This window comes from Paracoccus sp. N5 (genome assembly GCF_000371965.1).
Taxonomy (GTDB): domain Bacteria; phylum Pseudomonadota; class Alphaproteobacteria; order Rhodobacterales; family Rhodobacteraceae; genus Paracoccus.
The window spans coordinates 1,781,296-1,807,557 of the sequence record NZ_AQUO01000001.1 but is presented as its reverse complement, the minus strand read 5'-3'; the positions used below and the strand labels follow the sequence as shown (position 1 = coordinate 1,807,557).

Annotated in this window: 26 protein-coding genes; 11 read left to right on the top strand and 15 right to left on the bottom strand. The window is 69.8% G+C overall.

Annotation, left to right across the window (positions count from 1 at the left end; translation table 11 throughout):
• The first annotated feature begins 57 nt into the window (after positions 1–57).
• From PARN5_RS0109105 to PARN5_RS0109085, 5 genes are all read left to right on the top strand, one after another.
• Positions 58–1,044, top strand: a complete 987-nt coding sequence (locus PARN5_RS0109105) for a BMP family ABC transporter substrate-binding protein (RefSeq protein ID WP_017999468.1) — start codon at positions 58–60, stop codon at positions 1,042–1,044.
• Complete coding sequence (locus PARN5_RS0109100; RefSeq protein ID WP_017999467.1) at positions 1,044–2,597, top strand: ABC transporter ATP-binding protein; 1,554 nt, start codon at positions 1,044–1,046, stop codon at positions 2,595–2,597. Before PARN5_RS0109105 ends, PARN5_RS0109100 begins: the two co-directional genes overlap by 1 nt.
• A gap of 64 nt (positions 2,598–2,661) precedes the next feature.
• Positions 2,662–3,753, top strand: a complete 1,092-nt coding sequence (locus PARN5_RS0109095; RefSeq protein ID WP_026155302.1) for an ABC transporter permease — start codon at positions 2,662–2,664, stop codon at positions 3,751–3,753.
• Positions 3,753–4,718 carry an ABC transporter permease gene (locus PARN5_RS0109090; protein ID WP_017999465.1) on the top strand — a complete coding sequence of 322 codons (966 nt, stop codon included), beginning with the start codon at positions 3,753–3,755 and terminating at the stop codon, positions 4,716–4,718. The genes PARN5_RS0109095 and PARN5_RS0109090 overlap by 1 nt, the downstream gene beginning before the upstream one ends.
• On the top strand, positions 4,702–5,499 hold the full coding sequence (locus PARN5_RS0109085; protein ID WP_017999464.1) for a purine-nucleoside phosphorylase: 798 nt from the start codon (positions 4,702–4,704) through the stop codon (positions 5,497–5,499). The genes PARN5_RS0109090 and PARN5_RS0109085 overlap by 17 nt, the downstream gene beginning before the upstream one ends.
• 61 nt (positions 5,500–5,560) lie before the next feature.
• Here the strand turns inward: PARN5_RS0109085 and mnmH are convergent, their stop codons facing one another.
• Both mnmH and PARN5_RS0109075 read right to left on the bottom strand, forming a co-directional pair.
• Positions 5,561–6,610, bottom strand: coding sequence for a tRNA 2-selenouridine(34) synthase MnmH (gene mnmH / locus PARN5_RS0109080; protein ID WP_017999463.1), 1,050 nt, complete (start codon positions 6,608–6,610; stop codon positions 5,561–5,563).
• Entirely contained in the window at positions 6,611–7,195 is a 585-nt protein-coding gene (locus tag PARN5_RS0109075; RefSeq protein WP_017999462.1) for a L,D-transpeptidase, read from the bottom strand.
• Positions 7,196–7,329: 134 nt separating this feature from the next.
• On the opposite strand from PARN5_RS0109075, the gene PARN5_RS24540 reads away from it, so the two are divergent.
• From PARN5_RS24540 to PARN5_RS0109060, 3 genes are read left to right on the top strand one after another with little or no spacing between them, the layout of a single operon-like run.
• Positions 7,330–7,572 carry a hypothetical protein gene (locus PARN5_RS24540; protein ID WP_198289578.1) on the top strand — a complete coding sequence of 81 codons (243 nt, stop codon included), beginning with the start codon at positions 7,330–7,332 and terminating at the stop codon, positions 7,570–7,572.
• A gap of 36 nt (positions 7,573–7,608) precedes the next feature.
• Complete coding sequence (locus tag PARN5_RS0109065) at positions 7,609–10,044, top strand: heavy metal translocating P-type ATPase (RefSeq protein ID WP_017999460.1); 2,436 nt, start codon at positions 7,609–7,611, stop codon at positions 10,042–10,044.
• Positions 10,041–10,697 carry an arylesterase gene (locus PARN5_RS0109060; protein WP_017999459.1) on the top strand — a complete coding sequence of 219 codons (657 nt, stop codon included), beginning with the start codon at positions 10,041–10,043 and terminating at the stop codon, positions 10,695–10,697. The genes PARN5_RS0109065 and PARN5_RS0109060 overlap by 4 nt, the downstream gene beginning before the upstream one ends.
• A gap of 95 nt (positions 10,698–10,792) precedes the next feature.
• Here PARN5_RS0109060 and rpmB read toward each other — a convergent pair whose 3' ends face one another.
• The 3 genes from rpmB to meaB form a co-directional block, all read right to left on the bottom strand.
• Entirely contained in the window at positions 10,793–11,071 is a 279-nt protein-coding gene (rpmB, locus tag PARN5_RS0109055; protein WP_017999458.1) for a 50S ribosomal protein L28, read from the bottom strand.
• Positions 11,072–11,179: 108 nt separating this feature from the next.
• Positions 11,180–11,794, bottom strand: a complete 615-nt coding sequence (locus PARN5_RS21855) for a methylated-DNA--[protein]-cysteine S-methyltransferase (RefSeq protein ID WP_017999457.1) — start codon at positions 11,792–11,794, stop codon at positions 11,180–11,182.
• Positions 11,778–12,767, bottom strand: a complete 990-nt coding sequence (gene meaB, locus PARN5_RS0109045; protein WP_017999456.1) for a methylmalonyl Co-A mutase-associated GTPase MeaB — start codon at positions 12,765–12,767, stop codon at positions 11,778–11,780. Before meaB ends, PARN5_RS21855 begins: the two co-directional genes overlap by 17 nt.
• Before the next feature lie 120 nt (positions 12,768–12,887).
• Here meaB and PARN5_RS0109040 point away from each other — a divergent pair, with 120 nt between their 5' ends.
• The 3 genes from PARN5_RS0109040 to PARN5_RS0109030 all read left to right on the top strand — a co-directional run bounded on the left by PARN5_RS0109040 (position 12,888) and on the right by PARN5_RS0109030 (position 15,465).
• Positions 12,888–13,250, top strand: coding sequence for a hypothetical protein (locus tag PARN5_RS0109040; RefSeq protein ID WP_017999455.1), 363 nt, complete (start codon positions 12,888–12,890; stop codon positions 13,248–13,250).
• 63 nt (positions 13,251–13,313) lie between these two features.
• Positions 13,314–14,606 (top strand): serine--tRNA ligase, encoded by a 1,293-nt coding sequence (serS, locus tag PARN5_RS0109035; RefSeq protein WP_017999454.1) that lies wholly within the window; start codon positions 13,314–13,316, stop codon positions 14,604–14,606.
• A gap of 10 nt (positions 14,607–14,616) precedes the next feature.
• The gene (locus PARN5_RS0109030) at positions 14,617–15,465 is read left to right on the top strand and encodes a hypothetical protein (RefSeq protein WP_232419322.1); all 849 of its coding nucleotides are present in this window, start codon (positions 14,617–14,619) and stop codon (positions 15,463–15,465) included.
• A gap of 26 nt (positions 15,466–15,491) precedes the next feature.
• Here the strand turns inward: PARN5_RS0109030 and PARN5_RS23420 are convergent.
• The 10 genes from PARN5_RS23420 to PARN5_RS0108980 all read right to left on the bottom strand — a co-directional run bounded on the left by PARN5_RS23420 (position 15,492) and on the right by PARN5_RS0108980 (position 26,071).
• Positions 15,492–16,273 (bottom strand): IS5 family transposase gene (locus tag PARN5_RS23420; protein WP_085999836.1). Its coding sequence is split into 2 segments (ribosomal slippage): positions 15,492–15,931 and positions 15,931–16,273, totalling 783 coding nucleotides; the frame shifts between segments, so codons are not numbered across the junction.
• A gap of 66 nt (positions 16,274–16,339) precedes the next feature.
• Positions 16,340–17,815, bottom strand: a complete 1,476-nt coding sequence (gene der / locus PARN5_RS0109020; RefSeq protein WP_017999452.1) for a ribosome biogenesis GTPase Der — start codon at positions 17,813–17,815, stop codon at positions 16,340–16,342.
• Complete coding sequence (locus PARN5_RS0109015) at positions 17,812–19,134, bottom strand: PQQ-binding-like beta-propeller repeat protein (protein ID WP_017999451.1); 1,323 nt, start codon at positions 19,132–19,134, stop codon at positions 17,812–17,814. The genes der and PARN5_RS0109015 overlap by 4 nt, the downstream gene beginning before the upstream one ends.
• Before the next feature lie 86 nt (positions 19,135–19,220).
• Positions 19,221–19,916, bottom strand: a complete 696-nt coding sequence (locus PARN5_RS0109010) for a tetratricopeptide repeat protein (protein WP_017999450.1) — start codon at positions 19,914–19,916, stop codon at positions 19,221–19,223.
• Positions 19,917–19,957: 41 nt separating this feature from the next.
• Entirely contained in the window at positions 19,958–20,869 is a 912-nt protein-coding gene (gene rarD / locus PARN5_RS0109005) for an EamA family transporter RarD (protein ID WP_017999449.1), read from the bottom strand.
• Between the two features lie 191 nt (positions 20,870–21,060).
• The gene (locus PARN5_RS0109000; RefSeq protein ID WP_017999448.1) at positions 21,061–21,660 is read right to left on the bottom strand and encodes a superoxide dismutase; all 600 of its coding nucleotides are present in this window, start codon (positions 21,658–21,660) and stop codon (positions 21,061–21,063) included.
• Between the two features lie 108 nt (positions 21,661–21,768).
• A complete protein-coding gene (locus tag PARN5_RS0108995; protein WP_017999447.1) occupies positions 21,769–22,206 on the bottom strand; it encodes a hypothetical protein in 438 nt (145 codons plus the stop codon).
• A gap of 61 nt (positions 22,207–22,267) precedes the next feature.
• Positions 22,268–22,786 (bottom strand): sarcosine oxidase subunit gamma family protein, encoded by a 519-nt coding sequence (locus tag PARN5_RS0108990; protein ID WP_017999446.1) that lies wholly within the window; start codon positions 22,784–22,786, stop codon positions 22,268–22,270.
• Positions 22,779–25,709, bottom strand: a complete 2,931-nt coding sequence (locus tag PARN5_RS0108985) for a sarcosine oxidase subunit alpha family protein (protein ID WP_017999445.1) — start codon at positions 25,707–25,709, stop codon at positions 22,779–22,781. Before PARN5_RS0108985 ends, PARN5_RS0108990 begins: the two co-directional genes overlap by 8 nt.
• Positions 25,706–26,071 (bottom strand): sarcosine oxidase subunit delta, encoded by a 366-nt coding sequence (locus PARN5_RS0108980; protein WP_017999444.1) that lies wholly within the window; start codon positions 26,069–26,071, stop codon positions 25,706–25,708. Before PARN5_RS0108980 ends, PARN5_RS0108985 begins: the two co-directional genes overlap by 4 nt.
• Between the last annotated feature and the right edge of the window lie 191 nt (positions 26,072–26,262).

Genomic DNA, 26,262 nt, shown 5'->3' with positions numbered 1-26,262 from the left:
GCGCCCTAATCCGGCTATCCCGGGCTGAATCGCCCGCAACAGCTTGAGGTTCGAACGATGTCCCTGATGAAAACCCTGCTGGCCGGCGCCAGCCTTGGCCTGCTGCCGCTGGCCGCGCTGGCCGATCCGGCGCTGATCTTCGACTTGGGCGGAAAGTTCGACAAATCCTTCAACGAGGCCGCCTATCAGGGTGCCGAGCGCTGGAAGTCCGAAACCGGCGGCAGCTACAAGGAACTCGAGATGCAGTCCGAGGCGATGCGCGAACAGGCGCTGCGCCGGCTGGCGCAATCGGGCGCCAATCCCATCGTCATGACCGGCTTCGCCTTCGGCGAGGTGCTGAACAAGGTCGCGCCCGACTATCCCGACACCAAATTCGCCATCATCGACATGGTGGTCGAGCAGCCGAACGTGCAATCCGTGGTCTTCACCGAGGAGCAGGGCTCGTATCTGGCGGGGGTGATGGCGGCGCAGGCCTCGAAATCGGGCACGGTGGGCTTCATCGGCGGCATGGACATCCCGCTGATCCACAAGTTCGAATGCGGCTATGCCCAGGGCTTCAAGGCGGCGAAGCCGGACGGCAAGATCATCATCAACTATACCGGCACCACGCCCGCGGCCTGGAACGACCCGGTCAAGGGCGGCGAACTGGTCAAGGCCCAGGTCAGCCAGGGCGCCGACGTGATCTATGCCGCGGCGGGCGGCACCGGCATCGGCGTCCTGCAGGCGGCGGCGGACGCCGGGATCCTGTCGATCGGCGTCGACAGCAACCAGAACCACCTGCACCCGGGCAAGGTGCTGACCTCGATGGTCAAGGGCGTGGACAATTCGGTCTACGAGGCCTTCAAGGCCGGGGCCGACCTGGAACCGGGCGTCAAGGTCATGGACCTGAAGTCGGGCGGGGTTTCGGTGGCCATCGACGACGACAACAAGCCGCTGGTCACCCCCGAGATGGCCGCCGCCGTCGAGGCCGCGAGCAAGGGCATCGAGGACGGCTCGGTCAAGGTGCATGACTACATGACCGACAACACCTGCCCGGTGAAGTGATGGCATCGGCCGGCGCCCCCGCGATCGAATTGCGGGGGATCTGCAAGGCCTTCGGGCCGGTGCAGGCCAACAAGGACATCGACCTGGTGGTGCCGCGCGGCACCATCCACGGCATCATCGGCGAGAACGGCGCCGGGAAATCGACGCTGATGTCGATCCTCTACGGCTTCTATCGCCCCGATGCCGGCGAGATCCTGGTCGGCGGCCGGCCCATCGCCATCGCCGACAGCCAGGCGGCGATCCGCGCCGGCATCGGCATGGTGTTCCAGCATTTCAAGCTGGTGCGGAACTTTACCGTGCTGGAAAACGTCATCCTCGGGGCCGAGGACGGCCGGCTCTTGCGCCCCTCGCTGGCGCGGGCGCGCGGCGAATTGCAGCGGCTGGCGCGGGAATACGAATTGCAGGTCGATCCCGACGCGCTGGTCGAGGATCTGTCCGTGGGCCACCAGCAGCGGGTCGAGATCCTGAAGGCGCTCTATCGCCAGGCCGACATCCTGATCCTGGACGAGCCCACGGGCGTCCTGACCCCGGCCGAGGCGGACCATCTGTTTCGCATCCTGCGGAGCTTGCGCGACGAGGGCAAGACCATCATCCTGATCACCCACAAGCTGCGCGAGATCATGGAGATCACCGACACTGTCTCGGCGATGCGGCGGGGCGAGATGGTGGCCTCGGTCAGGACCGCCGAGACCAGCCCGGCCGCGCTGGCCGAGCTGATGGTCGGCCGCAAGGTGCTGCTGCGTGTCGAAAAGGGCCCGGCGCAGCCCGGCGCGCCGGTGCTGGAGCTGCGCGGTCTGCGCATGGTCGATGCCCAGGGCGTCGAGCGGCTGCGCGGCATCGACCTGGAAATCCGCGCCGGCGAGATCCTGGGCATCGCCGGCGTCGCCGGCAACGGCCAGACGCAGCTGCTGGAGATCCTGGGCGGTTTCCCCGAGCCCGGCAGCCAGCTTTCCGGCGAGATCCGGCTGAACGGCAAGGTGCTGCCGCTGTCGGGTTCGAACGGCCGCGCCCGCCGCCGCGCCGGCATCGGCCATGTCCCCGAGGACCGCCAGGCCGAGGGGCTGATCATGGACTTCACCGCCTGGGAGAACGCGGCCTTCGGCTATCACGACGCGCCCGAATTCAACCGCGGCTGTCTGATGGACCAGGCCGCGATGCGGGCCGATGCGCAGGGCAAGATTCAGCGTTTCGACGTGCGCCCGCCCAATCCCGACCTGGCGGCCAAGAGCTTCTCGGGCGGGAACCAGCAGAAGATCGTCGTCGCGCGCGAGGTCGAGCGCAATCCCGACCTGCTGCTGATCGGCCAGCCGACGCGCGGCGTCGACATCGGCGCCATCGAGTTCATCCACAAGCGCATCGTGGCACTGCGCGACGCCGGCCGCGCGGTGCTGCTGGTCTCGGTCGAGCTGGACGAGATCATGGCGCTGTCGGACCGCATCGCGGTGATGTTCGACGGCCGGGTGATGGGCGAGCGGTGGCCCGGCGAGGCGACGACCGGCGATCTGGGCTGCCTAATGGCCGGGGTCGAGCCCAGCCCCGCGGGGGCCCGGTGATGCGCGGCGGCTGGCCTCCGGCGGGGGTATTTGCACAACAGAGAAAGCCGGGGGAGGCGGGCTGATGCAGCGAATGCCGAAATGGGCGGATGTGGTCCTGACGCCGCTGATCTCGCTGGCGCTGGCCTTTTCCATCTCGGCGCTGGTGATCCTGGCGATCGGCGAAAGCCCGGCCGAGGCGCTGAAGGTCATGGTCGAGGGCGCGCTGGGGTCCAGCTATGGCTGGGGCTTCACGCTGTATTATGCCACGAATTTCATCTTCACCGGCCTGGCGGTCATGGTCGCCTATCACGCCGGGCTGTTCAACATCGGCGGCGAGGGCCAGGCCGCGCTGGGAGGCTTGGGCGTCGCGCTGGTGCTGCTGTCGGTGCCCTGGCCGCATTGGGCGCTGGCGCTGCCGGCGGCGATGATCGGGGCGGCGGGTTTCGGCGCGCTCTGGGCGCTGGTGCCGGCCTGGTTGCAGGCGCGGCGCGGCAGCCATGTCGTCATCACCACCATCATGTTCAACTTCATCGCCGCGGCGCTGCTGAATTATGTGCTGGTCAACGTGCTGCGCCCGGCCGGCAGCATGGACCCGGCCTCGGCCAATTTCGCGCCGGCGACACATCTGCCGAAACTGTCGGACATGGCGGCGGCGCTGGGGCTGGGCTGGGGCGAGAACACCCCGGCCAATGTCAGTTTCTTCATCGCCATCGCCGCCTGCCTGCTGGTCTGGCTGCTGATCTGGCGCACGCGGCTGGGCTACGAGATCCGCGCCTTCGGCAAGTCCGAGCCGGCGGCGCTTTACGCCGGAATCTCGCCCGTGCGGATCACCCTGCTGGCCATGCTGATCTCCGGGGCGCTGGCGGGGCTGATGGCGGTCAACAACGTCATGGGCGAGGCCGAGCGGCTGGTCCTGAACGCCGTCGAGGGCGCCGGCTTCATCGGCATCGCCGTGGCGCTGATGGGGCGCAACCATCCCTTCGGCATCCTGCTGGCCGCGCTGCTGTTTGGGTTCCTCTACCAAGGCGGGGGCGAGCTGGCGCTGTGGACCACGATCCCGCGCGAACTGATCGTGGTGATCCAGGCGCTGGTGATCCTGTTCACCGGCGCGCTGGACAACATGGTGCGCCTGCCGCTCGAGCGGCTGTTCGCGCGCAGCCGCGGGGGGACGTGATGGATTTCGCGACGCTGATCCAGATCCTCGATTCCGCCGTGCGGCTGATGGTGCCGCTGCTGCTGGCCTGCCTGGCCGGGCTTTATTCGGAGCGCGCCGGGGTCTTCGACATCGGGCTCGAGGGCAAGATGCTGATAGCGGCCTTTTGCGCCGGCGCGGTGGCCTATGCGACCGGCAGCGCATGGCTGGGGCTGCTGGCCGGGATCGGCGGCGCGCTGGCGCTGGCGGCACTGCATGGGCTGGCCTCGATCACCTTCCGCGGCAACCAGCTGATCTCGGGCGTGGCGATCAACTTCCTCGCCTCGGGGCTGACGGTGCTCCTGGGGCAGAAGATCTTTGCGCTCGGCGGCCGCACGCCGTCACTGCAGGGCGCCGCGCGCTTCACCGAGATCACCCTGCCCCTTGCCGACGCCCTGCGGCCGCTGCCGGTGATCGGGCGCCTCTATGCCGAGCTGATCTCGGGCCATTCGGTGCTGGTCTACCTGGCCTTCGCCATGGTGCCGCTGACCTGGTGGATGCTCTATCGCACCCGCTTCGGGCTGCGGCTGCGCGCGGTGGGCGAGAACCCGGCCTCGGTCGATACCGCCGGCGTCTCGGTCACGCGGCTGCGCTACGGCGCCGTGCTGATCTGCGGCGTGCTGTGCGGCATCGCCGGGGCCTATCTCGCCACGGCGATCTCGGCCGGCTTCGTCAAGGAAATGACCGCCGGGCGCGGCTTCATCGCGCTGGCGGCGCTGATCTTCGCCAAATGGCGGCCCTGGCCGGCGCTCGGCGCCTGCTTCCTCTTCGGCCTGATGGAGGCGGTGGCGAACCGCTATCCGAACCTCGACCTGGGGCTGGTCACGGTGCCGTCGATGTTCATGAACGCCCTGCCCTATATCCTGACCGTCATCATCCTGGCCGGTTTCGTCGGCCGCGCCATCCCGCCGCGCGCGGGCGGAGAACCCTATGTCAAAGAGCGCTGAGCTTGCCCGACTGATCCGCGCCCGCGCCGGCGAGGAAGCGCCGGAATACGGGCTGGTGCTGGGCTCGGGCCTGGGCCATCTGGCGGCGGCGGTTCAGGGCACGGCCATCCCCTATTCCGACCTGCCGGGCTTTCCGCATGCCGGGGTCTCGGGCCATGTGCCGCAGCTGATGATCGGCCGGCTGGAGGGGCGGCGCGTCGCGGTCTTCGGCGGCCGGGCGCATTACTACGAATCCGGGCGCGCCGACGCCATGCGGCTGCCGCTCGAGGTGCTGCGGGCGCTCGGCTGCCGGCGCCTGATCCTGACCAATGCCGCGGGCTCGCTGCGCCCCGACCTGCCGCCCGGCGCGCTGATGCTGCTCTCGGACCATATCAACTTCGCCGGCACCAACCCGCTGATCGGCGAGCCGAGCGACGCCCGCTTCGTCCCCATGACCGCCGCCCACGACCCCGGCCTGCGCGCCGCCCTGCAAGCCGCCGCGGCCGCCGAGGGGATCCCCCTGCCCGAAGGCGTCTATTGCTGGTTCTCGGGGCCCAGCTTCGAAACCCCGGCCGAGATCCGCGCCGCCCGAACCCTGGGCGCCGATGCCGTCGGCATGTCCACCGTGCCGGAAATCATCCTGGCGCGCTTCCTCGGCCTCGACTGCGCCGCCATCTCGGTCATCACCAACATGGGCGCCGGGCTCTCGGACGAAGCGATCAGCCACGACCACACCAAGGCCATGGCACCCCTGGGCGCCGCCAAGCTGGAACGCATCCTGCGCCGCTTTCTCGGAACCTGAGCTTCTTTCTTGTGCAAATATCCCCGCCGGAGGCCGCTGACCGCGCCGGCAGGCGATCCCCTCACCGATCGAGCCCCGCCAGCGCCGCCTCGACCCGGGCCGTCGCCGCGTCCAGGTCGTCCAGCCGCTCCAACGCCACCACCCGGCCGCGACCATCGTCATGCCGGGCGCGGTGCTTGTCATAGCGCGGATCGTAATGCTCGCGCATCAGCCCCAGCGACAGGCCGGTCCAGTCCCGCGCCTCGACCAGGCGCAGCCAATCCGCGATGCGCTCGGCCGGATGCAGCGGGCGCAGGCTTTCGACGATGCGCGCCACCCGGGCGGGATCGGCGCAGGCATCGCCGTAGCTTCGGGCGGTATAGGCGGCGCGGGCCTCGACCGGCACCGCCAGCCGCAGGCGCGGCGCGGCGATGATCGCCTGCCAGATGCCGCGCGGCAGATTCACCGCGCCGATGCGCGAGCTTTCCGCCTCGACCAGCAGCGGGCGCGCCGGGTCCAGCGTCTCCAGCGCCATGGCGAGGCGGCTTTCGAACAGCTTCTGCGACGGCTGCCCGCCCGGCAGGGCGCCGAACAGGCTGCCGCGATGGTTGGCGAGCCCCTCCAGGTCCAGCACCTGGTGCCCGCGCGCCGCGAGGCGATGCAGGATCTCGGTCTTGGCGCTGCCGGTATTGCCGTCCAGCACCACGACCGGCGCCGCCACGGGCGCGGTCACCCGCGCCACCACCAGCGACCGCCAGGCCTTGTAGCCGCCCTCGATGCGGCCGACGCGCCAGCCGATCTGGCCCAGGATGGTGGCAAAGGCGCCCGAACGCTGCCCGCCGCGCCAGCAATAGACCAGGGGCCGCCAGCCGCCGCCGAAGCCGGAAAGCGGCCCGGCGATATGGCGCGCGGCATTGGCGGCGACCAGGGCACCGCCCAGCTTGCGGGCGTCGAACGGGGAAACCTGCTTGTAGATCGTGCCGACCTGCGCGCGCTCCTCGTCCGAGAGCACCGGCAGGTTGATCGCGCCCGGCAGGTGGTCCTCGGCGAATTCGAGGGGCGAGCGCGTGTCGATCACGGTGTCGAACCCGGCCAGCGCCGGATCCGACAGCGATGTCAGCCGAATGTCCAATCAGTAGACATAGACCGGGGTGCCGACCGGGACCTGCTCGTAAAGGTCCATCACCGCCTCGTTGCGCATGCGGATGCAGCCGTTCGAGACGGCGCGGCCGATCGAGTTCGGCTCGGTCGTGCCGTGGATGCGGATCGAGGTGTCGTTGCCCTTGGCGTCATACATATAAAGCGCCCGGGCCCCCAGCGGGTTGGTCGGGCCGCCCGGCATGCCGTCGGCCCATTTGCCGTATTGCGCGGGCTTGCGTTTGATCATCGCCGGCGTCGGGCGCCAGCTCGGCCATTCGGTCTTGCGGCCGACGGTGGCGCGGCCCTTCCAGACCAGCTCGTCCTTGCCGACGGCGACGCCGTAGCGGATCGCCCGGCCCGGTGCCACGACGTGATACAGGAAGAAGTCCTTCGAGACCACGACGATGCTGCCGACCTCGAAATCGTTGCGGATCGCCACTTCGGTCGGGGCATAGGGGTCGCGCTTCGGTTCGGCCTGGGCCTTGGCGGCGGCGGGCTGCGCCTTCTCCTGCGCGAAAAGCAGCGTGGGCGCGGCCACCAGCGGCAGCGCGGCCATCAGCATCTGTCTGCGGTTCATCTGTGCGTCCTGAATCCTTGGAATCCTTGCCCATCCGCGTAACCGCTCACGCGCGCGGGATCAACTCAAAGCGCCGTGACGCGGTTGAATCGCGCGGCAAACGTGCCTAGCTTGCATCGGGAAGGAGCCTGCCGATGTGCTGCGCCACGCGCCCCCAGCCCCGCAAAGCCACGCCTCGCCCCGCGCATCTATGCCGGGGCCGGGGCGGGCGCGGTTGCCGCTGCCATGCCGGCGTGCGCCGGCGGCTGGCCCGCCCGGTGCTGGCCGGCAACGGCCACCCGCTGCGCTGGCGTCCCGCACCCGAGGATCCGCCGCCGGGCATGGCGGCGCTGCATGACCCGCCGCAACGCCCGCAGGCCCCGCCCTGTCCCGTCTGAATCGCGACCAACCGCCATTCTGACAGGACAGGACCCATGACCAAACATCCGACCGATGCCGAGTTGACCGTCACCGGCATGAGCTGCGCCTCTTGCGTAGGGCGCGTCGAAAAGGCGCTGCGCGCCGTGCCCGGCCTTTCCGACCCGCAGGTGAACCTGGCCACCGGCCGGGCGCATTTCCGCACCGCGACGCCCGAGGCCCTGCCCGGTGCCGTCGAGGCGCTAGCCAGGGCCGGCTATCCGGCCGAACCGCTCCAGACCCGCCTGAACGTCCAGGGCATGACCTGCGCCTCGTGCTCGGGCCGGGTGGAAAAGGCGCTCTCGGCCCTGCCGGGCGTGAGTTCGGCGCAGGTGAACCTGGCGACCGGCAGCGCCACGGTGCTGCATTCCCCCGCCGTCACGCCGCAGGCATTGGCCGAGGCCGTGACCGCCAAGGGCTACCCGGCCGAGGTGCAGGCCGAGGCCGGCCATCACATGCACGACCATGGCGGCGACGCCGCGACGCTGAAGCGCAATTTCCTGATCGCGCTGGCGCTGACCCTGCCGGTCTTCGTGGCCGAGATGGGCGGCCATGCCTTCCCCGCCTTCCACCACTGGCTGCATATGGCGATCGGCCAGCAGACCCTGTGGGTGCTGGAATTCCTGCTGACCACGGCGGTGCTGGCCGGGCCGGGGCGGATGTTCTTCCGCATCGGCTTTCCCGCCCTGGCCCGCCGCGCGCCCGAGATGAACAGCCTGGTCGCGCTGGGGGCCTCGGCGGCATGGCTTTACTCGACCGTGGCGACCTTTGCCCCCGCGCTGCTGCCCGAGGATTCGCGGCATGTCTATTTCGAGGCCGCCGCGGTCATCGTCACCCTGATCCTGCTGGGCCGCTGGCTGGAGGCGCGGGCCAAGGGCCAGGCCGGCGACGCCATCCGCCGGCTGGTCGAGCTGGCCCCCGACACGGCGCTGGTCGAGCGTGACGGAGGGGCGCGCGAATTGCCGGTGGCCGCGCTGCGCCCCGGCGACATCGTCCAGCTGCGCCCCGGCGAGCGCGTCGCGGTGGACGGCGTGCTGACCGAGGGCAGCGGCCATATCGACGAATCCATGCTGACCGGCGAGCCGTTGCCGGTGCTCAAGACCCCGGGCGACCGGGTGACGGGGGGCACGGTCAACACCGGCGCGGCGCTCAGCTTCCGCGTCACCGCCACCGGCGCCGACACGGTGCTGTCGCGCATCATCCGCATGGTCGAGGACGCGCAGGCCGCCAAGCTGCCGGTGCAGGCGCTGGTCGACCGCATCACCGCGGTCTTCGTCCCGGTGGTCATGGGCCTTGCCGCGCTGACCTTCGTGCTGTGGATGGTCTTCGCGGGCACGCTGGGGCCGGCGCTGGTGGCGGCGATCTCGGTCCTGATCATCGCCTGCCCCTGCGCCATGGGGCTGGCAGTGCCGGTCTCGATCATGGTCGGCACCGGGCGCGGGGCCGAGCTGGGCGTGCTGTTCCGGCGCGGCGACGCGCTGCAACGGCTGGCCGAGGCCCGCGTGGTCGCCTTCGACAAGACCGGCACGCTGACGCAGGGCGCCCCCGCCCTGACCGAGATGGCGGTGGAGGGCATCGACCGCGCCGAGGCCCTGCGGCTGGCCGCCAGCGCCGAGGCGCGCTCGGAGCATCCGCTGGCCACCGCGATCCTGGCCGCCGCACGGCGCGAGGGCGTGACCCTGGCCCCGGCCAGCGCCGTGACCGCCAGCGTCGGGCGCGGGTTGTCGGCCGAGGTCGAGGGCCATGCCCTGCTGATCGGCAATGCCGCCGCGCTGACCGAGGCCGGCATTGCCGCCGCGCCCGCGCTGCTGGACCGCGCCGAGGGTTGGGCCGCGGATGGCGCGACGCCGGTGCATCTGGCGCTGGACGGGCGCCATGTCGCCGCCATGGCCATGGCCGATCCCGTCCGCCCCGAGGCGGCCGAGGCCATTGCCGAACTGCACGAGATGGGGCTGCGCACGGCGATGATCTCGGGCGACGTGCCGGCCACGGCCCAGGCGGTCGGCGGCCGGCTGGGCATCGACGACGTGACCGCCGGCGTCCTGCCCGAGGGCAAGCTGGCCGCGATCCGCGACATGGGGCATGACGGCGGCCGCGGCACGGTCTTTGTCGGCGACGGCATCAACGACGCCCCGGCGCTGGCGGCGGCCGAGACCGGCATCGCCATCGGCACCGGCACCGATGTCGCCATCGAATCGGCCGAGGTGGTGCTGGTCGGCGGCGATCCCCTGGGCGTACCCCGCTCCATCCGGCTGTCACGCGACGTCATGCGCAATATCCGGCAGAACCTTTTCTGGGCCTTCGGCTATAATGTGGCGCTGATTCCGGTGGCCATGGGGGCGCTGGTGCCCTTTGGCGGGCCGCAGATGTCGCCCATGCTGGGGGCGGGCGCCATGGCGCTGTCCTCGGTCTTCGTGGTCAGCAATGCGTTGCGATTGAGGAGAGCGGGATGAAACGGATAGCCCTGCTGTTCACCCTGGTTCTGGCCCTGGCAGCCGGGCCGCTGGCCGCGGCGCCGCTGCGCATCCTCGCCTTCGGCGACAGCCTGACCGAGGGGCTGGGCCTGCCGCGCGGCGAGGGGCTGGTGCCGCAGCTGCAAGCCTGGCTCAAGGCGCGCGGCCATGACGTGGTGCTGCTGAACGGCGGGCTTTCGGGCGATACCACCGCCGGCGGGCGGGTGCGGATCGGCTATTCTCTGGCCCGCCACAAGCCCGATGCGGTCATCGTCGAACTGGGCGGCAACGACCTCTTGATGGGCTTCACCCCCGGCATGGCCGAGAAGAACCTCGATTCGATCCTGCACCAGGCCGGGGCGGGCGACAAGCCGCTCTTGCTGGTCGGCATCGCCCTGCCGCAGCAGGACGAGCCGCTGCGCGACGACTGGGCCGCGATCTGGCCGCGCCTGGGCGCACGCCACGACGCGCTGGTGTTTCCGAACCTGTATCAGCCGCTCTACGACCAGCCGGGCGAGGCCTATATGTCGCTGCTGCAACAGGACGGCATGCATGCCTCGGCCAAGGGCGTGGCGCTGATCGTGCAATCGCTGGGGCCGAAGGTCGAGGAGCTGATCGCCCGCACCGAGGCCGAGCAGCAGGCCCGGAACTGAAGCCAGGGGCCAGGCATGCAAAAGCCCCGCCATGGGCGGGGCGCATCGCATCCGCGACCGGGCCTCGAATCGACAGGCCCGGCGGGATTCCGGGCTCAGGCTTCTTTCGCCAGTTCGCGCTTGATCTTCAGCGCGCGGTCCGACAGCTCGGCGTCCTTGGCTTTCGCCAGGAAGGCGTCCAGGCCGCCGCGGTGATCGACCGAGCGCAGCGCCGCGGCCGAGATGCGCAGCTGGTAGCTGCGGCCCAGCTTTTCGGACAGCAGCGAAACCTCGTTCAGGTTCGGCAGGAAGCGGCGACGGGTCTTGTTGTTGGCGTGGGAGACGTTGTTGCCGCTCATCGGGCCCTTGCCGGTCAGTTCGCAAACGCGCGACATGATCTGTTCCTTCGATTCGTTTGAGCGGTTGCCCGCAATATGAAAGGGCGCCGCGAGGCAGCGCCCGGAATTTCGTCTGCGCGGGAATAAGGCCAGTCAGGCCGCGCGTCAAGCCTTTTCGGCCGGGAAATCCCCGGCGAAAGCCGGCTGCGGCAGCAGCGGACCGCCGCTTTCATGCCGCAACAGCGCCTGCTTGCGCCACAGCCCGCCGCCATAGCCGGTCAAGGCCCCGTCGGCGCCCAGGATGCGATGGCAGGGAATCACCAGCGCCAGCCGGTTGGCGCCATTGGCCCGCGCCACCGCCCGCACCGCCCGGGGCTGGCCGATGCGCCGGGCCAGCGCGCCATAGCTGAGGGTGGTGCCGGCGGGAATGCGGCAAAGCTCCTGCCAGACCCGGCGCTGGAAGGGTGTGCCCCAGGCGGCCAGGGGCAGGTCGAAATCCCTGCGGGCGCCGTGGAACCAGGCGGCGAGCCGGGCTGTCGTCAGCTCGGTGACCGGGGTGCAGCCGGGGGCGATGCCGCCCGACTCGGCGGCAAGGCGCCGCAGCTCGGCGCCAAGTTCCGGGCGGTCGGCGAATTCCAGCAGGTGCAATGCGCCGCCGTCGGCGACCGCGACCATCGCGCCCAGCGGCGTGGCGAACCAATGCGCCGCAAGCCGGACGGTCCCGGGCGGCGGGCCGATGAGCCGGGCCAGCTCTGCCGCCGGATCAGCCGGGATGGCCAAGCGAATCGCCCGCGGTCGCCAGCCAGTCGAGCATCTGCGCCGCCGCCCGGTCGGGATCGTTGTCGCCCCGCGCCACGGCATCGCCGATGCGGCGCAGCCGGCCGCGCACCTCGGGACGGTCAAGCCGCGCCAGGAGGCCGGCGCGTAGCTCGGACAGGAACCAGTGCCGCGCCTGCTCGGCGCGGCGGGCGGCGAAATGGCCGTGCTCCCGGCGCCAGTCGGCAAGCTCGGTCATGTCGGCCCAGGCGCGCTCCAGCCCCTCGCCGGAATAGGCCGAGACCGGCAGCGCGCGCGGGAAGCCCGGCGGGTCGTAGGGGCGCTTGCGCAAGAGCCGCAGGGCGCCGGCGTAATCGGCGACGGTGCGCATCGCGGTATCGCGCAGCTCGCCATCGGCCTTGTTGACCAGGATGATGTCGGCGATCTCCATGATGCCGCGCTTGACGCCCTGGAGTTCGTCGCCGCCGGCCGGGGCAAGCAGCAGGATGAACAGGTCGGACATTTCCGCGACCAGGGTCTCGGATTGCCCGACGCCCACCGTCTCGATCAGCACCACGTCGAAGCCCGCGCCTTCGCACAGCCGCACCGTCTCGCGCGTGCGGCGGGCGACGCCGCCGAGTTCCGCGCGGGACGGCGAGGGGCGGATGAAGGCCAGCGGATCGCGGCTCAGCGTCTCCATCCGGGTCTTGTCGCCCAGGATCGAGCCGCCCGAGCGGGCCGAGCTGGGATCGACCGCCAGCACCGCGACCTTGAGCCCCTGCGCGGTCAGCAGCTTGCCGAAAGCCTCGATGAAGGTGGACTTGCCGACGCCCGGCGTGCCCGAAAGCCCGATGCGCAGCGCCTGGCGCGGCGGCAGTTCCGAAAGCAGCTGCACGGCGCGGGCGCGGTGTTCCGGGCGGGTGCTTTCGATCAGCGTGATCGCGCGCGACAGCGCCCGGCGATTGCCCTGCACCAGCGGTTCCGTCAACTCGTCCATGCCTGTCCCCTCCCCGGCTGTCGCTGGCGGGGCTGACTGCCCCGCACCCCGTGGATATTTGCACAAGAAAGAACTGTAAACGTGCTTGTCCCGCCGGAGGGGCGCGCCTAGCTTGCCGCCATGAGGCTGACGCGACGGATCATGCTGGCCGGGATGGCGGTTTTCGCGGCGGGGCCGGCCCTGGCCGCGCCGCCCTTGCGGCTCTTGATGGTGCGGCGCAGGGGCTGCGTCTATTGCGCGCAGTGGGACCGCGAGATCGCGCCGGTCTATGCCGAGCGCCCCGAGGGCAAGGCCGCGCCGCTGCTGGTGGTCGATCGCGACGGGCCTTATCCCGACGGGCTGGCGCTGGCCCGGCGGCCCTGGCTGACGCCGACCTTCATCCTGCTGAGTGGCGGTGCCGAGGTGGCACGCTTCGAGGGCTATCCCGGCGCCGAGAAGTTCTTTCCGGTGTTGCGGGACATGCTGGCGCAGGCGCGCGGCTGACGTCTTTCCCGAGGCGGCGCTTTGCGCTATCGCATGCGGCACAAGCCTGTCAGAGGGACGATCATGCACGACATCCGCGCCATCCGCGAAAACCCCGCCGCTTTCGACGCCGCCCTGGGCTTGCGCAACCTGGCCCCGGTGTCGCCGCAGATCCTGGCGCTGGATGCCGAGCGTCGCGCCCGCATCGCGGCCGCCGAGACCGCGCAGGCCGAGCAGAACAAGGCCAGCAAGGAGGCAGGCGCCGCCAAGGGCCGCGGCGACGAGGCCGAGTTCGAGCGGCTGCGCGCCCTGGTCGGCGCCAAGAAGGACGAGATCGCCGCCATGCAGGCCGAGGCCTCGGCGCTGGACGGGCAGCTGCGCGAGTTGCTGCTGACGATCCCGAACCTGCCCTTGGCCAGCGTGCCGCCGGGCAAGGACGAGGATGACAATGTCGAGATCCGCCGCTGGGGTGCGCCCCGCGCCTTCGACTTCGCCCCGCGCGAGCATTTCGAGATCGCGGGCGTCAAGCCCGGCATGGATTTCGAGACCGCCGCCAAGCTCTCCGGCTCGCGCTTCGTGGTGCTGAAGGGCGGCGTCGCCCGCATCCACCGCGCGCTGGCCCAGTTCATGCTGGACCTGCACAGCGGCGAGCATGGGCTGGAAGAGACCTGGGCGCCGGTGCTGGTGCTGTCCGAGATGATGGAGGGCACCGGGCAATTGCCGAAATTCGGCGAGGACAGCTATCAGACCCGCGAGGGCTGGTGGCTGATCCCGACATCGGAGGTGACGCTGACCAATACCGTGAACGGCGAGATCGTCGAGGCCGCCAGCCTGCCGCGGCGCATGGTGGCGCATAGCCAGTGCTTCCGCTCGGAAGCCGGCAGCGCCGGGCGCGACACATCGGGCATGCTGCGCCAGCATCAGTTCGAGAAGGTCGAGATGGTCTCGATCACCGATGCCGCCTCGGGCGTCGCGGAACATGCCCGCATGACCCGCTGCGCCGAGACGGTGCTGGAGCGGCTGGGCCTGCCCTATCGCACCATCGTGCTGTGTGGCGGCGACATGGGCTTCGGCGCCCGCATCACCCATGACCTGGAGGTCTGGCTGCCCGGCCAGGACCGTTATCGCGAGATTTCCAGCGTCAGCTATTGCGGCGATTTCCAGGCCCGGCGCATGAACGCCCGCTATCGCCCCGAAGGCGGCGGCAAGCCCGAGTTCGTGCATACGCTGAACGGCTCGGGCCTGGCCGTCGGGCGCACGCTGATCGCGGTGCTGGAGAACGGCCAAGAGGCCGACGGCTCGGTCCTGCTGCCCGAGGCGCTGCATCCCTATCTGGGCGGCAAGACCCGGCTGGGCGCGGACGGCGTGCTGGCCTGAAGCGCGGCGCGTGAATTCCCGTGCTGCGAAACCCGGTCCCGCCGGGCTGCGTTTCCTGCGCATGTCTCGCGCGGGCACCCAGTTCTTGACCGTGGCGGTGCTGGCCTTCGTCGCCAGCACCATGGCCTATGCGCTGATGCCGGGCAGGCCGGCAGCGGGCCCGCCCCCGGAAGCGCCGGGCGCGGACCTGGCCTGGCTGTTCCTGCATCCGCGCGACCCGGGCATGCTGGCGCTGCTGGCCACGGTCTGGGCGGCGCTGGGTTACCACCTGCTGCGGCTGTGGCTGGAGATCCGCCGCATCGCCCGCGCCGGTCGGCCGCCGGCGCCGGACCAAGCCGGGCCGCCGATGCCGCAGGAGGTGCTGCGCCAGCACGACCGCGACATGAGCCTGCCCGAACATGCGCCGCTGATCCTGGCCCTGCTGGTCGGCGCGGTCTGGCCCTGGTTGCTGGCGCTGGCCCCGGTCGCGGCCTTCCTGCTGTCGGCGGTGACGCTGGCCGGCAGCTTGGCCGCCGCGCTGCGCGGCATCCGGCAAGGCGCCGTGGTCAAGCGCAGCTCGACGCTGGGCTTCATCGCCGGCTGGGCGCTGCTGGTGTGCCTGACGGTCTTTGCCGGGCTCTTGGAGCAGCGGCTGGGCGTGCCGCAAAAGCTGGCGGTCGGCCTGGCGATGCTGATCGGTGCCGTGGCGGCGGTCAGCGTGCAACTGCGCATGCCGCGCCGCACCGGCTTCAGCGTAGCGCTGATCTGGGGGCTGATCGGCATCGCCGCCAGCACGGTCAGCACCGACGCCACCATCGCCACCGCCACCGTGGTCGCCATCGCCATCATCGCCGTGGCGCTGGTGCGGGCAACGACCTAGCGCGCCCCCTCGGGCGACGACCTAGGTCATGTTGACAAATGGCGGAGCCAGAGCCTGATGCAGGCGACGTCGACGAAGCCAAGGAAGCTTTCGGCGGTTTTGTCGTAGCGGGTTGCAAGGCGGCGGCTATTTTTCAGCTTGTTGAAGCAGCGCTCGACCATGTTGCGCAGGGTGTAGATGGTCATGTCGACAGCCTTGCGCACCCTTCGGTTCCTTCGCATCGGTATCATGGGCAGGGCGTTGCGGCTCTCGATGTCTTCCCGAATTTTATCAGAGTCATAGCCCCTGTCGGCGACCAGAACTGCTGGTTGCGGCAGGTTGTCGGCCATCACCATATCATAGCCGGTGTAGTCGGAATCCTGCCCCGGCGTGATCTCGGTCCTCATCGGGAGGCCTGCGCCGTTGACGCGGAGATGGATCTTGGTCGAGAAGCCGCCTCTCGAACGGCCAAGAGCCTCTTTCGGAGTCCCCCTTTTGCGCCCGCCGCATGATGATGGGCGCGGATCACAGTGCTATCAACCATCTGGAGCTTGTCTGGCGCGATCCCAGCGTGGTTCAGCGCATCCAGGATATCCTCCCACAGTCCCGCCAAAGTCCAGCGGCGGAACTGACGGTAGACCGAGGACCACTTGCCAAACTCTTCGGGCAGATCGCGCCATGGCGCACCAGTCCTTGCGATCCAGAATATACCATTCAGAACAAGACGATGGTCCGCAGGTTTCCGCCCGTTAGGGTGCCGGACGGCACGAATGAAGCCCTCGAAGAAGGTCCACTCATCGTCGGATATCAGGTTGCGTGCCAAGTTCATCTCCCACGTAGAGATGAGCTTGAATCATAGGACGACTGCCAGAGGAATCCCTTTTGTCAACACGACCTAGGCGCTTTTGGGTTTCTGCCGGGTCTTGTGCTTGGACAGCGCGCCCGACTGATTGATCTTGTTCGCCTTGTCCCTGTAGGGGTTCTTCGTCCCCTGGTCGCGGAAGGTCAGCCGGATCGGCGTGCCGGGCATGTCGAAATCCGCGCGCAAGCCATTGACCAGATAGCGCTGATAGCTGTCGGGCAGCTTGTCGACATGCGTCGCCATGACCACGAAGGCCGGCGGCCGGGTCTTGACCTGGGTCATGTAGCGCAGCCGGATGCGGCGGCCACCCGGCGCCGGCGGCGGATGCGCCTCGGTCATCGCGCCGAGCCACTGATTCAGCCGCGCGGTCGGAATGCGGCGGTTCCAGACCTCATGCGCCTTCAGGATCGCATTGTGCAGCCGGTCCAGCCCCTTGCCGGTGCGGGCCGAAACCGTCACCAAGGGCGCCCCCTTCAGCTGCGGCAAGAGCCGCTCGAAGGCCTCGCGCAGTTCGTTCAGCTTCTGCGGCTTGTCGTCCTCCAGATCCCACTTGTTCGCGGCGATGACCACGGCGCGACCCTCGGTCTCGGCGAAATCGGCGATGCGCAGGTCCTGCTGCTCGAAGGGGATGCCGACGTCCAGAAGCACCACCACCACCTCGGCAAAGCGCACGGCGCGCAAGCCGTCGGCGACGGAGAGCTTTTCCACCTTGTCGGTGACGCGCGCCTTCTTGCGCATCCCGGCGGTGTCGAAGATGCGGACCGGCGTGCCCATGAAATCGGCGCTGACGCTGATCGAATCGCGGGTGATGCCGGCCTCGGGGCCGGTCAGCAGCCGGTCCTCGCCCAGGATCTTGTTGATCAGCGTCGATTTGCCGGCATTCGGCCGGCCGATGACCGCGATCTGCAGGGGCTTCGCGGCCGAGGGACGCCAGCTTTCGTCGTCCTCCTCGTCGCCGTCCTCAGGCAGGTCGATGTCGGTTTCGGGCGCCTGCTGGACATTGGCGGCCTCGAATTGCTCGGCCAGCGGCAGGAGCGCCCGGTAGAGGTCGTCCATGCCCTCGCCATGCTCGGCCGAAAGCCGCAGCGGCTCGCCCAGGCCCAGGGCATAGGCCTCCAGCGCACCGGATTCGCCGGCCCGGCCCTCGGCCTTGTTGGCGGCCAGGATGACGTGCTTCGCCCGCTTGCGCAGGATGTCGGCGAAATATTCGTCGGCCGCCGTCACGCCGGCGCGGGCGTCGATGACGAACAGGCAGACGTCGGCCTCATCGACCGCGCGCTCGGTCAGGCGGCGCATGCGGCCTTGCAGGCTGTCGTCCTCGGCCATTTCCAGGCCGGCCGAATCGACCACGATGAAGCGCAGGTCGCCCAGGCGCCCCTGCCCCTCGCGCAGGTCGCGGGTCACGCCCGGCTGGTCGTCGACCAGGGCCAGGCGCTTGCCGACCAGGCGGTTGAACAGGGTGGACTTGCCGACATTCGGCCGCCCGACGATGGCGAGGGTGAAGCTCATCTATACGCGATCAACTGGCCGTCATGGGTGACGACGTAAAGGGTCTGGCCCGCCACGGCCGGCGCCGCCGCGGCACCGCCCGGGATCTGGGCATTGCCGATCAGCGCGCCCGAGGCGGGATCGAAGACGCGCAGATAGCCGTCCGAGCCGGCAAGGTAAAGCTTGTTCCCCGCCAGCACCGGCCCGTAGTGGTTCCAGACCTTCTGCTGCTTGCGGATCACGGCTTCGGTGAAATAGGGCAGCTTCTGCGCCCAGACCCGGCCGCCGTTCGCGGCATCCAGCCGGATCAGCTGCGCCTGGTCGTTGACCAGGAAGACCGAATTGTCGACCGCCAGCACCGGGCTCGAGGCACCCTCGCGCGCCTCCCATTTCATCGCGCCGCTGGCCAGGTCGAAGGCACCGACCCGGCCCGAGCTGGTGCCGGCATAGACCGTGCTGCCCGCGATCACCGGATCGCCGGTGACGTCGCGGAAATAGCCCACCGCGCGGCCCAGCCGCTGGCCGGCGACATTGGCGGTCCAGAGCTGGTTGCCGTTCCGGGCATCGACGCCCATGATCTCGCCGGTGGCATAGGGGAAGACCACGGTCGAGCCGGACACCGCAGGCGCCGAGACGCCCATGACCCCGGCCATGCCGTCATTGCCGAAGGCGCGCCACAGCACCTTGCCGTCATTGGCGCGCACCGCCCAGCTGGTGGCGTCGCGGCCACCGACATAGACCACGCCGTTCTGCACTGTGGGCGAGCCGCCGATCGGCGCCTCGACCCGCTGGCGCCAGGCGATGCCGCCGGTGCGGGCGTCCAGCGCCACCAACTCGCCATAGCCGGTGGTGGCAAAGACCCGGTTGCCCTCGAAGGCCAGGCCGCCGCCCGAGACGCTGCGGTCGCCTTCGCCGGCCGGGCGCAGGTCGACGCTCCAGACCCGGCCGCCGCCCGTGGTGGTGGCGGTGACGGTGGACTGGCTGTCGAGCGTGAAGACCAGGCCCGCCGCCACCACCGGATCGGCGGTGATGCGGTGGCGCTTGTCCGAGGCCTGGCCGATATTCACCGCGAAGACGCGGCTGGTGCCGGCGCCGATCGCCATATTGCCCGAGGCGTGGCTGGCGCTGCCGGCGCGCTGCGGCCAGTCGGCATTGCCGCGCACCGGCGGCAGCGACAGGGCGGCGGTGGTCGGCGCCGGCGCCCCCTCGGCCACCGGCCCGTCGGGCGACAGCACCGTGCGCGGGTCCAGCCGTTCGCCGGGCAGGATGGGGTCGCGCTGCTGGCAGGCCGAAAGGGCGGTCAGCCCGGCCAAAGCGGCGATCAGGGGCAGCCTCGTCATCGCTCTCTCCTCTTTCCGGGCCGGGCGCGGGATAGGGCGCGGGCCACGGGATCGGTTCTTGTCGTGCCGGCGCGGGCGGCGCCGGATCAGTTCGCGGCCGGGGCCGGCATGGGTTGCGGGCCGGGGCCCTCGGGGCGTTCGGGCTCGGCGCCCAGGGTGATCTTCATCTCGGACAGGCGGCGGCGCAAGGGCTCGGAAAGCCCGTCCTTCTGCTGGATCTGGGTGATCAGCGTCACCGCGTCCTCGGTCCGGCCGGCGCCGATCAGCGCCACGGCCTTCTGCTCCAGCGCCAGAAGCTCGAAGGGCGCGCCGGGTTTCGACAGATCGGCCAGGATGCGGTCGCGCTCTGCCGCGTCCATGGACGGGCCCGCCGCCATCACCGCCTTGAGCAGCGCCAGGTCGTGAAGCACCGGGTCGTCCTTGACCGCCGCGGCCGCGGCCTTGAGCCGCTCGGCGGCCTTCTGGTCCAGGCCGGCCTCGGCCTCGGCGCCGGCGGCCAGCATCTCGGCCAGCGCCTTGCGGCCCTGCCCGCCCTGCGGATCGACAGCGGCCAGCGCCGCGACCGGGTCGGACGCCTGTTGCGCGGCCAGCACGGCATCGCCCCAGGCCTCGGCCCGGGTCTCGTTCTGGCTGCGGGCATATTCGCGCCAGGCGGCGCCCGCGACGATGCCCAGGATGGCCAGCAGCGCGATCCAGCCGAAGCGACGGAACAGCATGAACAGCCGGTCGCGGCGCAGATCCTCGGTGACCTCGTCGATGAAGCTGTCGTTCTGATTGGCCATGTCGCCCCCGGTGGTTCTGTCGCGCTGTTCTATACGCGGTTTCACCCGTTTGCCAATGCCGCCGCGCGCCGCGCCTGCCGCCAGGCCGCGCCGGAATAGATCGCCAGCGCCGTCCAGATCATCGCGAAGGCGATCATGTGCCAGCGGGTGAAGCGCTCGCCGAAGAGCAGGACCGCGCAGAGGAATTGCAGCGTCGGGTTCAGATAGAACATCAGCCCGACCGTGATCAGCGCCACCCGCCGCGCGGCATAGGCAAAGAGCACCAGCGGCACCGCGGTGATGAGGCCCGACAGGACCAGCAGCGCCGTCACCCCGGCCGAGCCGCCGAAGGCCAGCGGATGCCGCCAGGCGGCGGGCAGCCAGCCCATCTGCTGCAGGGCGAGCCAGGCCAGCGCCAGGGGCGTCAGCAGCGCGACCTCGACCGCGACCGACATGACCGGGCCCAGCGGCAGGGATTTCTTGACCACGCCGTAAAGCCCCATGCTCAGCGCCAGTCCCAGGCTGATCCAGGGCGTGACGCCCAGGCCCAGGGTCAGGATCACCACAGCCGAAAGCGCGATGGCGACGGCCAGCCATTGCGCGGGGCCGAGGCGCTCGCCGAAGAACAGCAGGCCCAGGGCGACAGTGACCAGCGGGAAGATGTAATAGCCGAGCGAGCTTTGCACGACATGGCCGGCCTGGATCGCCCAGATGAACAGGCCCCAGTTCGACGAGACCAGCAGCGCCGCCGCCGCGGCGCGCGCGGCATGGGGGCCGGTCATGGCTTGCCACAGTTCCCGCAACCGGCCCTGCCCGGCCAGCAGCAGCAGGAAGAAGGCAAGCGACCAGATCGTGCGATGCGCCAGCACCTCGACCACCGGCACGTCTGACAGCTGGCGATAGAAGATCGGCGACAGCCCCCAGGTGACGCAGACCAGGATGATCGCCCAGAAGCCTTTCGTGCCTTCGCTCATGCTCTCGCTCCTTCGCCGCCGACCAGATGCGCCGGAATCGCGGCGGTGGCAAGCGGGGCCGGGGGCTCTGCCCCCACGCCCTTGGACCTCCTCGATGGAGGTCCAAGGGCGTTCCCCCGGGATATTTCGGCAAGAAAGAAACAAGGCCCGCCGGGTGAGGGCGGGCCTTGCGGTTCGTTCTGGCGAGCGGGTCAGAGGCGCGAGGCCACGTTTTCCCAGTTCACTAGGTTGTTCAGGAAGTTTTCCAGGTATTTCGGCCGCGCATTGCGGAAGTCGATATAATAGCTGTGCTCCCACACGTCGCAGCCCAGAAGCGCGGTCTGACCGAAGCAGAGCGGGTTCACGCCGTTCTCGGTCTTGGTGATCTTCAGCGAGCCGTCCTTGTCCTTGACGAGCCAGGCCCAGCCCGAGCCGAACTGGCCGACGCCGGCTTCCGAGAACTTCTTCTTGAAGTCGTCGACCGAGCCGAAGGATTCGGCGATGGCCTTTTCCAGCTCGCCCGGGATGGCGCCGGCATTCGGAGCCATCATTTCCCAGAACTGGCTGTGGTTCCAGTGCTGGCTGGCGTTGTTGAAGATGCCGTTCTGGGCTACGGCGCCCGACTGGTAGGTGCCGGTGACGATGTCCTCGAGGCTCTTGCCTTCCCATTCGGTGCCGGCCACCAGCTCGTTCAGCTTGTCGACATAGGCCTTGTGGTGCTTGTCGTGGTGATATTCCAGCGTCTCTTTCGACATGCCGCCGGCGGCAAGCGCGTCATGGGCATAGGGAAGGTCGGGAAGGGTGAAGGCCATTTTCGATTTCCTTTTCCAAGGGTTCCGGAGGATGTTCTGGCATGTCTGCCAGACGGGGAAAAGCCCTGTCGGCCGCTAAACGCCGATCATGCGCCGCGGGTTCCGGGATTACCGGCCGGGCGGCGAGCCGCAGACGCCGCGCCCGGTCATGACATTGTCGTAGCCCAGCGCCGTGACCGTGACCTCGGCCGCGCCGTCGCGTTTCGACACCGTCAGGCGGAAATCCAGCCGCTCGGTGCGCTGGCCGGACTGGTTCCTGACGCCGGCCAGCGCCCAGCCATAGCTGCGCGCCCGGGCGTCCTCGGCGACGATCCGGGCCTGGATCGGCCGGCCGACCTGGGCTTTCAGGATCGGGTCGAAGACCTCGATCCGGCCCTGCTGCGGGCCGGAGACCTGCCGGGTCAGCATGATGAAGTCGGGCACCCAGCCGGTGCCGCTTGCATCGGCGATCTGGCACATCATCACCCGCGGCGGCTCTTGCGCCAGCAGCGGCGCGGGCAGCAGGGTGGACAGGCAAAGCGCCGTCGGGCGCAGGATGGGACGCATGGAATCAACCCCTTGAGCGTGACCCCCATGCATACGCCCCGCCGGCGCCCTGGCAAGGGAATTAGCGCGGCTCCAGATAAGTGCCAGGCGCCGCGGCGCCGGTCAGGATGCCGCGCAGGTAATCCGCAACCGAGCGGAAGCCGACCAGGACATAGCCGGCCTGGTCGCGCCAGATGCCGCAGGCGACCTGGGCGGCGCGGGTGCGGCGCAGCCCGTCCTGGGGCATCGCCGCCAGATCGGTCGGGCAGAGCTTCATCAGCACCTGCGCGGCCTTCGGCCCGTCGATGCGGAACATTGCCCGCATGTCGCTGACGTCCAGCACCAGCGCGTGCTCGCCGGCCAGCGCCTCGGTCAGCGCCGCCAGCGCCTCGGCCGTCTCGGCGCGCGGCAGGACCAGCAGCAGCTCGTCGGGCGACATCCAGCCCATGAGGCGGCTGCCGTCGGTGGTGGTGCGGCCCTGGCCCGGCAGCGCCAGCCCCGCCGCGCCGGCGATGGCATCGCCCGCGCGGTCCAGGTCGGCGCGGATCTGGATCATGCCGCGATCCTGCACCTGAGAGATCTTTGCCAGTGCCTCAGCCATTCGCCCGGCTCCCTTCCTTGTCATAGAACACCGGATCGACGATCCGCGCCTTGTAGGTTTCCTGCCCCGCGACCGGGAATTCCAGCACCTCGCCCATGCGGTCGGGGCCGTTCAGCACGATGCCCATGGCGATCGGCTTCGACAGCGTCGGCGACATATAGGTCGAGGTCACCCGGCCCTGGGTCTTGCGCTGGCCGTTGGGATTGACGCCCTCGGCCACCGCCAGCGCGCCGTCGGGCAGCACCCGGCCGTCAAGACTTTCGAGGCCCACCAGCTTCCAGCGGCGCGGGTCGGTCATATGGCTGCGTTCCTGGGCGCGCTTGCCGATGTAGTCGGTCTTTTTCTTGCTGATCGCCCAGCCCAGGCCCAGGTCCTGCGGGATCACCGTGCCGTCGGTCTCGTCGCCGATCATGATGAAGCCCTTTTCGGCGCGCATGACATGCATCGCCTCGGTGCCATAGGGGGTGACGTCCAGGTCGCGCCCGGCCTCATGCAGCTTTTCCCACAGCTCGAGGCCGCGGTTCGCCGGCACCGCCACCTCGAAGGACAGTTCGCCCGAGAAGCTGATGCGGAAGACGCGCGCCGGGATGCCGGCGATCTCGCCCTCGGCCCATTGCATGAAGGGCAGCGCCTCGGCCGACAGGTCCATGCCGCCCAGGCGTTCCAGCAGCACGCGGGCCTTGGGGCCGACCACGGCGACCTGCGCCCATTGCTCGGTCACGTTGGCGGTATAGACCTTCCAGTCCCACCATTCGCATTGCAACCAGTCTTCCATATGCGCGTGCATGCGGTCGGCGCCGCCGGTGGTGGTGTGGACCAGCCAGGTGTCTTCGGACAGGCGCGCGGCGACGCCATCGTCCACGAGGAAGCCGTTCTCGTTGCAGATGAGGCCATAGCGGCACTTGCCGACCGGCAGGCTGGACATCATGCCGGTATACATCATGTCGAGGAATTTCCCGGCATCCGGGCCCTTGACGATGATCTTGCCCAGCGTCGAGGCATCGAGCGTGCCGACCGAGGCCCGCACCGCGCGGATCTCGCGCGCCACCGCGTCGCCGTGGCTTTCGCCGGCCTTCGGGTAGCAATAGGCGCGGCGCCAGTGGCCGACCGGCTCGAAGAAGGCGTTGTTGCGTTCGTGCCAGGCGTGCATCGGGGTCTTGCGCAGCGGCTGGAACACCTCGCCCCGCGCCTCGGCAGCGATGGTGCCAAGGGTCAGCGGCGTATAGGGCGGGCGGAAGGTCGTGGTGCCGGTCTGCGGGATCGGCTGCTTGAGCGCATTTGACAGCACCGCGAGGCCGTTGATGTTGCTGACCTTGCCCTGGTCGGTCGCCATGCCCAGCGTGGTATAGCGCTTGGTGTGCTCGACCGACTGGTAGCCCTCTTGCGCGGCCAGTTCCACGTCCGACACCTTCACGTCGTTCTGGAAGTCGAGCCACATCTTGAACTTCATCTTGCGGGTGGCGTTGGCTGGCATGACCCAGACTGGCAGGATGGCCTGCTCCGCGCCCGCGCCGGTCGCGTCGGCGACCAGCAGGTCGCCTGCGGCCGCGCCCACGGCCGAAGCCATCGCGCGGCCGTCGGCGCCGGTCGGCGGCCGGTTCGGATCGGGGGCGAACATCGCCTGCGCATCCGACCAGTTCAGCTTGCCGCCGCAATGGCTCCACAGGTGCACGACCGGGGACCAGCCGCCGGACATGGCGACGCAATCGGCGTCGATCACCTCGGTCACATCGCCCGAGCCGGCATGGGCGCACAGCTTGACGCCCTCGACCGCCTTGCCGCCCTTGATGCCGGCGACGGCGCTGCCGGTCAGCACGCGCACGCCGCGCGCCCGCACCGCCTCGGGCAGCGCGCCCGTGGCCGAGGTGCGCGCGTCGATCACCGCCGCGACCTGGAGGCCGGCGTCCAGCGCCACCAGCGCCGTGCGATAGGCGTCGTCGTTGTTCGTCACCACCACGATCTTGCGGCCCGGGGCCACGCCGTAGAGGTCGATGAAGTCGCGCACCGCCGAGGCCAGGATCACGCCCGGCACATCGTTGCCGGCAAAGCTCAGCGGCCGTTCCAGCGCGCCCGAGGCAACCACGACATGACCGGCGCGAATGCGCCACAGCCGCTGGCGCGGCAGGCCGGCGTTCGGGTCGTGGTCGGCAATCGCCTCGCGCGCCAGCAGATAGCCGTGGTCGTAAAGCCCGGTCGCCATGGTCGAGCGGCGCAGCGTGACATTCGGCAGCGCCCGCAACTCGGCCAGCAGCGCGTCGATGCGCGTCTGCCCATCCGCGTGGTCGGTGGGGGTGCGGCCGCCGAATTGCGGCGTCTGCTCGATCACCCAGACCGACTTGCCCTGCTTCGCGGCATCGCGCGCCGCCGTCAGGCCGGCGATGCCGCCGCCCACCACGACCACGTCGACATGGGCATAGGCCTGTTCATAGCGGTCCGGATCGGCCTCGGTCGGGGCCTTGCCGAGGCCGGCCGAGCGGCGGATGATCGGCTCGAACACGTGCTTCCAGAACGGGCGCGGGTGGATGAAGGTCTTGTAGTAGAAGCCGGCCGGCAGGAAGCGATACATCCAGTTGTTGATCGCGCCGACGTCAGCGTTCAGGCTGGGCCAGCAGTTCTGCGGCGTGGTGACCATGCCGCCGACCAGGGCCGTGGTGGTGGCGCGCTGGTTCGGCTCGAACCGGCCGCCCTCGCCCAGACCCAAGAGCGCGTTGGGCTCCTCGGCGCCCGAGGCGACGGGGCCGCGCGGGCGGTGATACTTGAAGCTGCGGCCCATCATGATCTGGCCGTTCGCCAGGATCGCCGAGGCCAGCGTGTCCCCGACAAGGCCGCGCATCTGGCGGCCGTCGAAGCGGAAGGGCAGTTGATAGGCGCGGTCGATCAGGCGTCCGCCGCGCGGCAGGCGGAAGGGTCCGGTCTGGGTCATGCTTTCGGGCTTTCGGCGGAGGTGTCAGCGGGGGTTTCGGTCCAGTCCGGCTGCCAGCCCGGACGGGCGGCCTGCACGGCGGCGACGATCTCGGGCGTCGGATGCGGGGTCTGGGCCTTGTAGGTGCCAAAGACCTGCAAGGTGTTGGTGTCGCGCGCGGCCAGGAACCACTTGCCGCAGCCATAGGCATGGCGCCAGCGTTCGAAATGCACGCCCTTGGGGTTCTTGCGGGCGAACAGGTAGGATTCGAATTCCGCATCGGACGAGCCGGGGCCGAAACGCTTCAGATGCGCCTCGCCACCCGGAGCGAGTTCGGTCTCCTCGGCGGCGATGCCGCAATAGGGGCAGGTCAGGGTCAGCATCGTTCACTCCTTGGACGGCAGGGCGCGCGCGGTCGCAAGCGCCCGGCCGGTCGGCCGGGAGCGCGGGGCAGCGTCGGTAAGCGGGAATAGGTCGGGGTGGCGCCGGGCGCGATAACGCCGGCAAGCAGCAAGGCCAAGCCGCCGGGCAAGGGCTGCCCAACGGCGTCAAATGCCCGTTCAAGGCCGGGGCA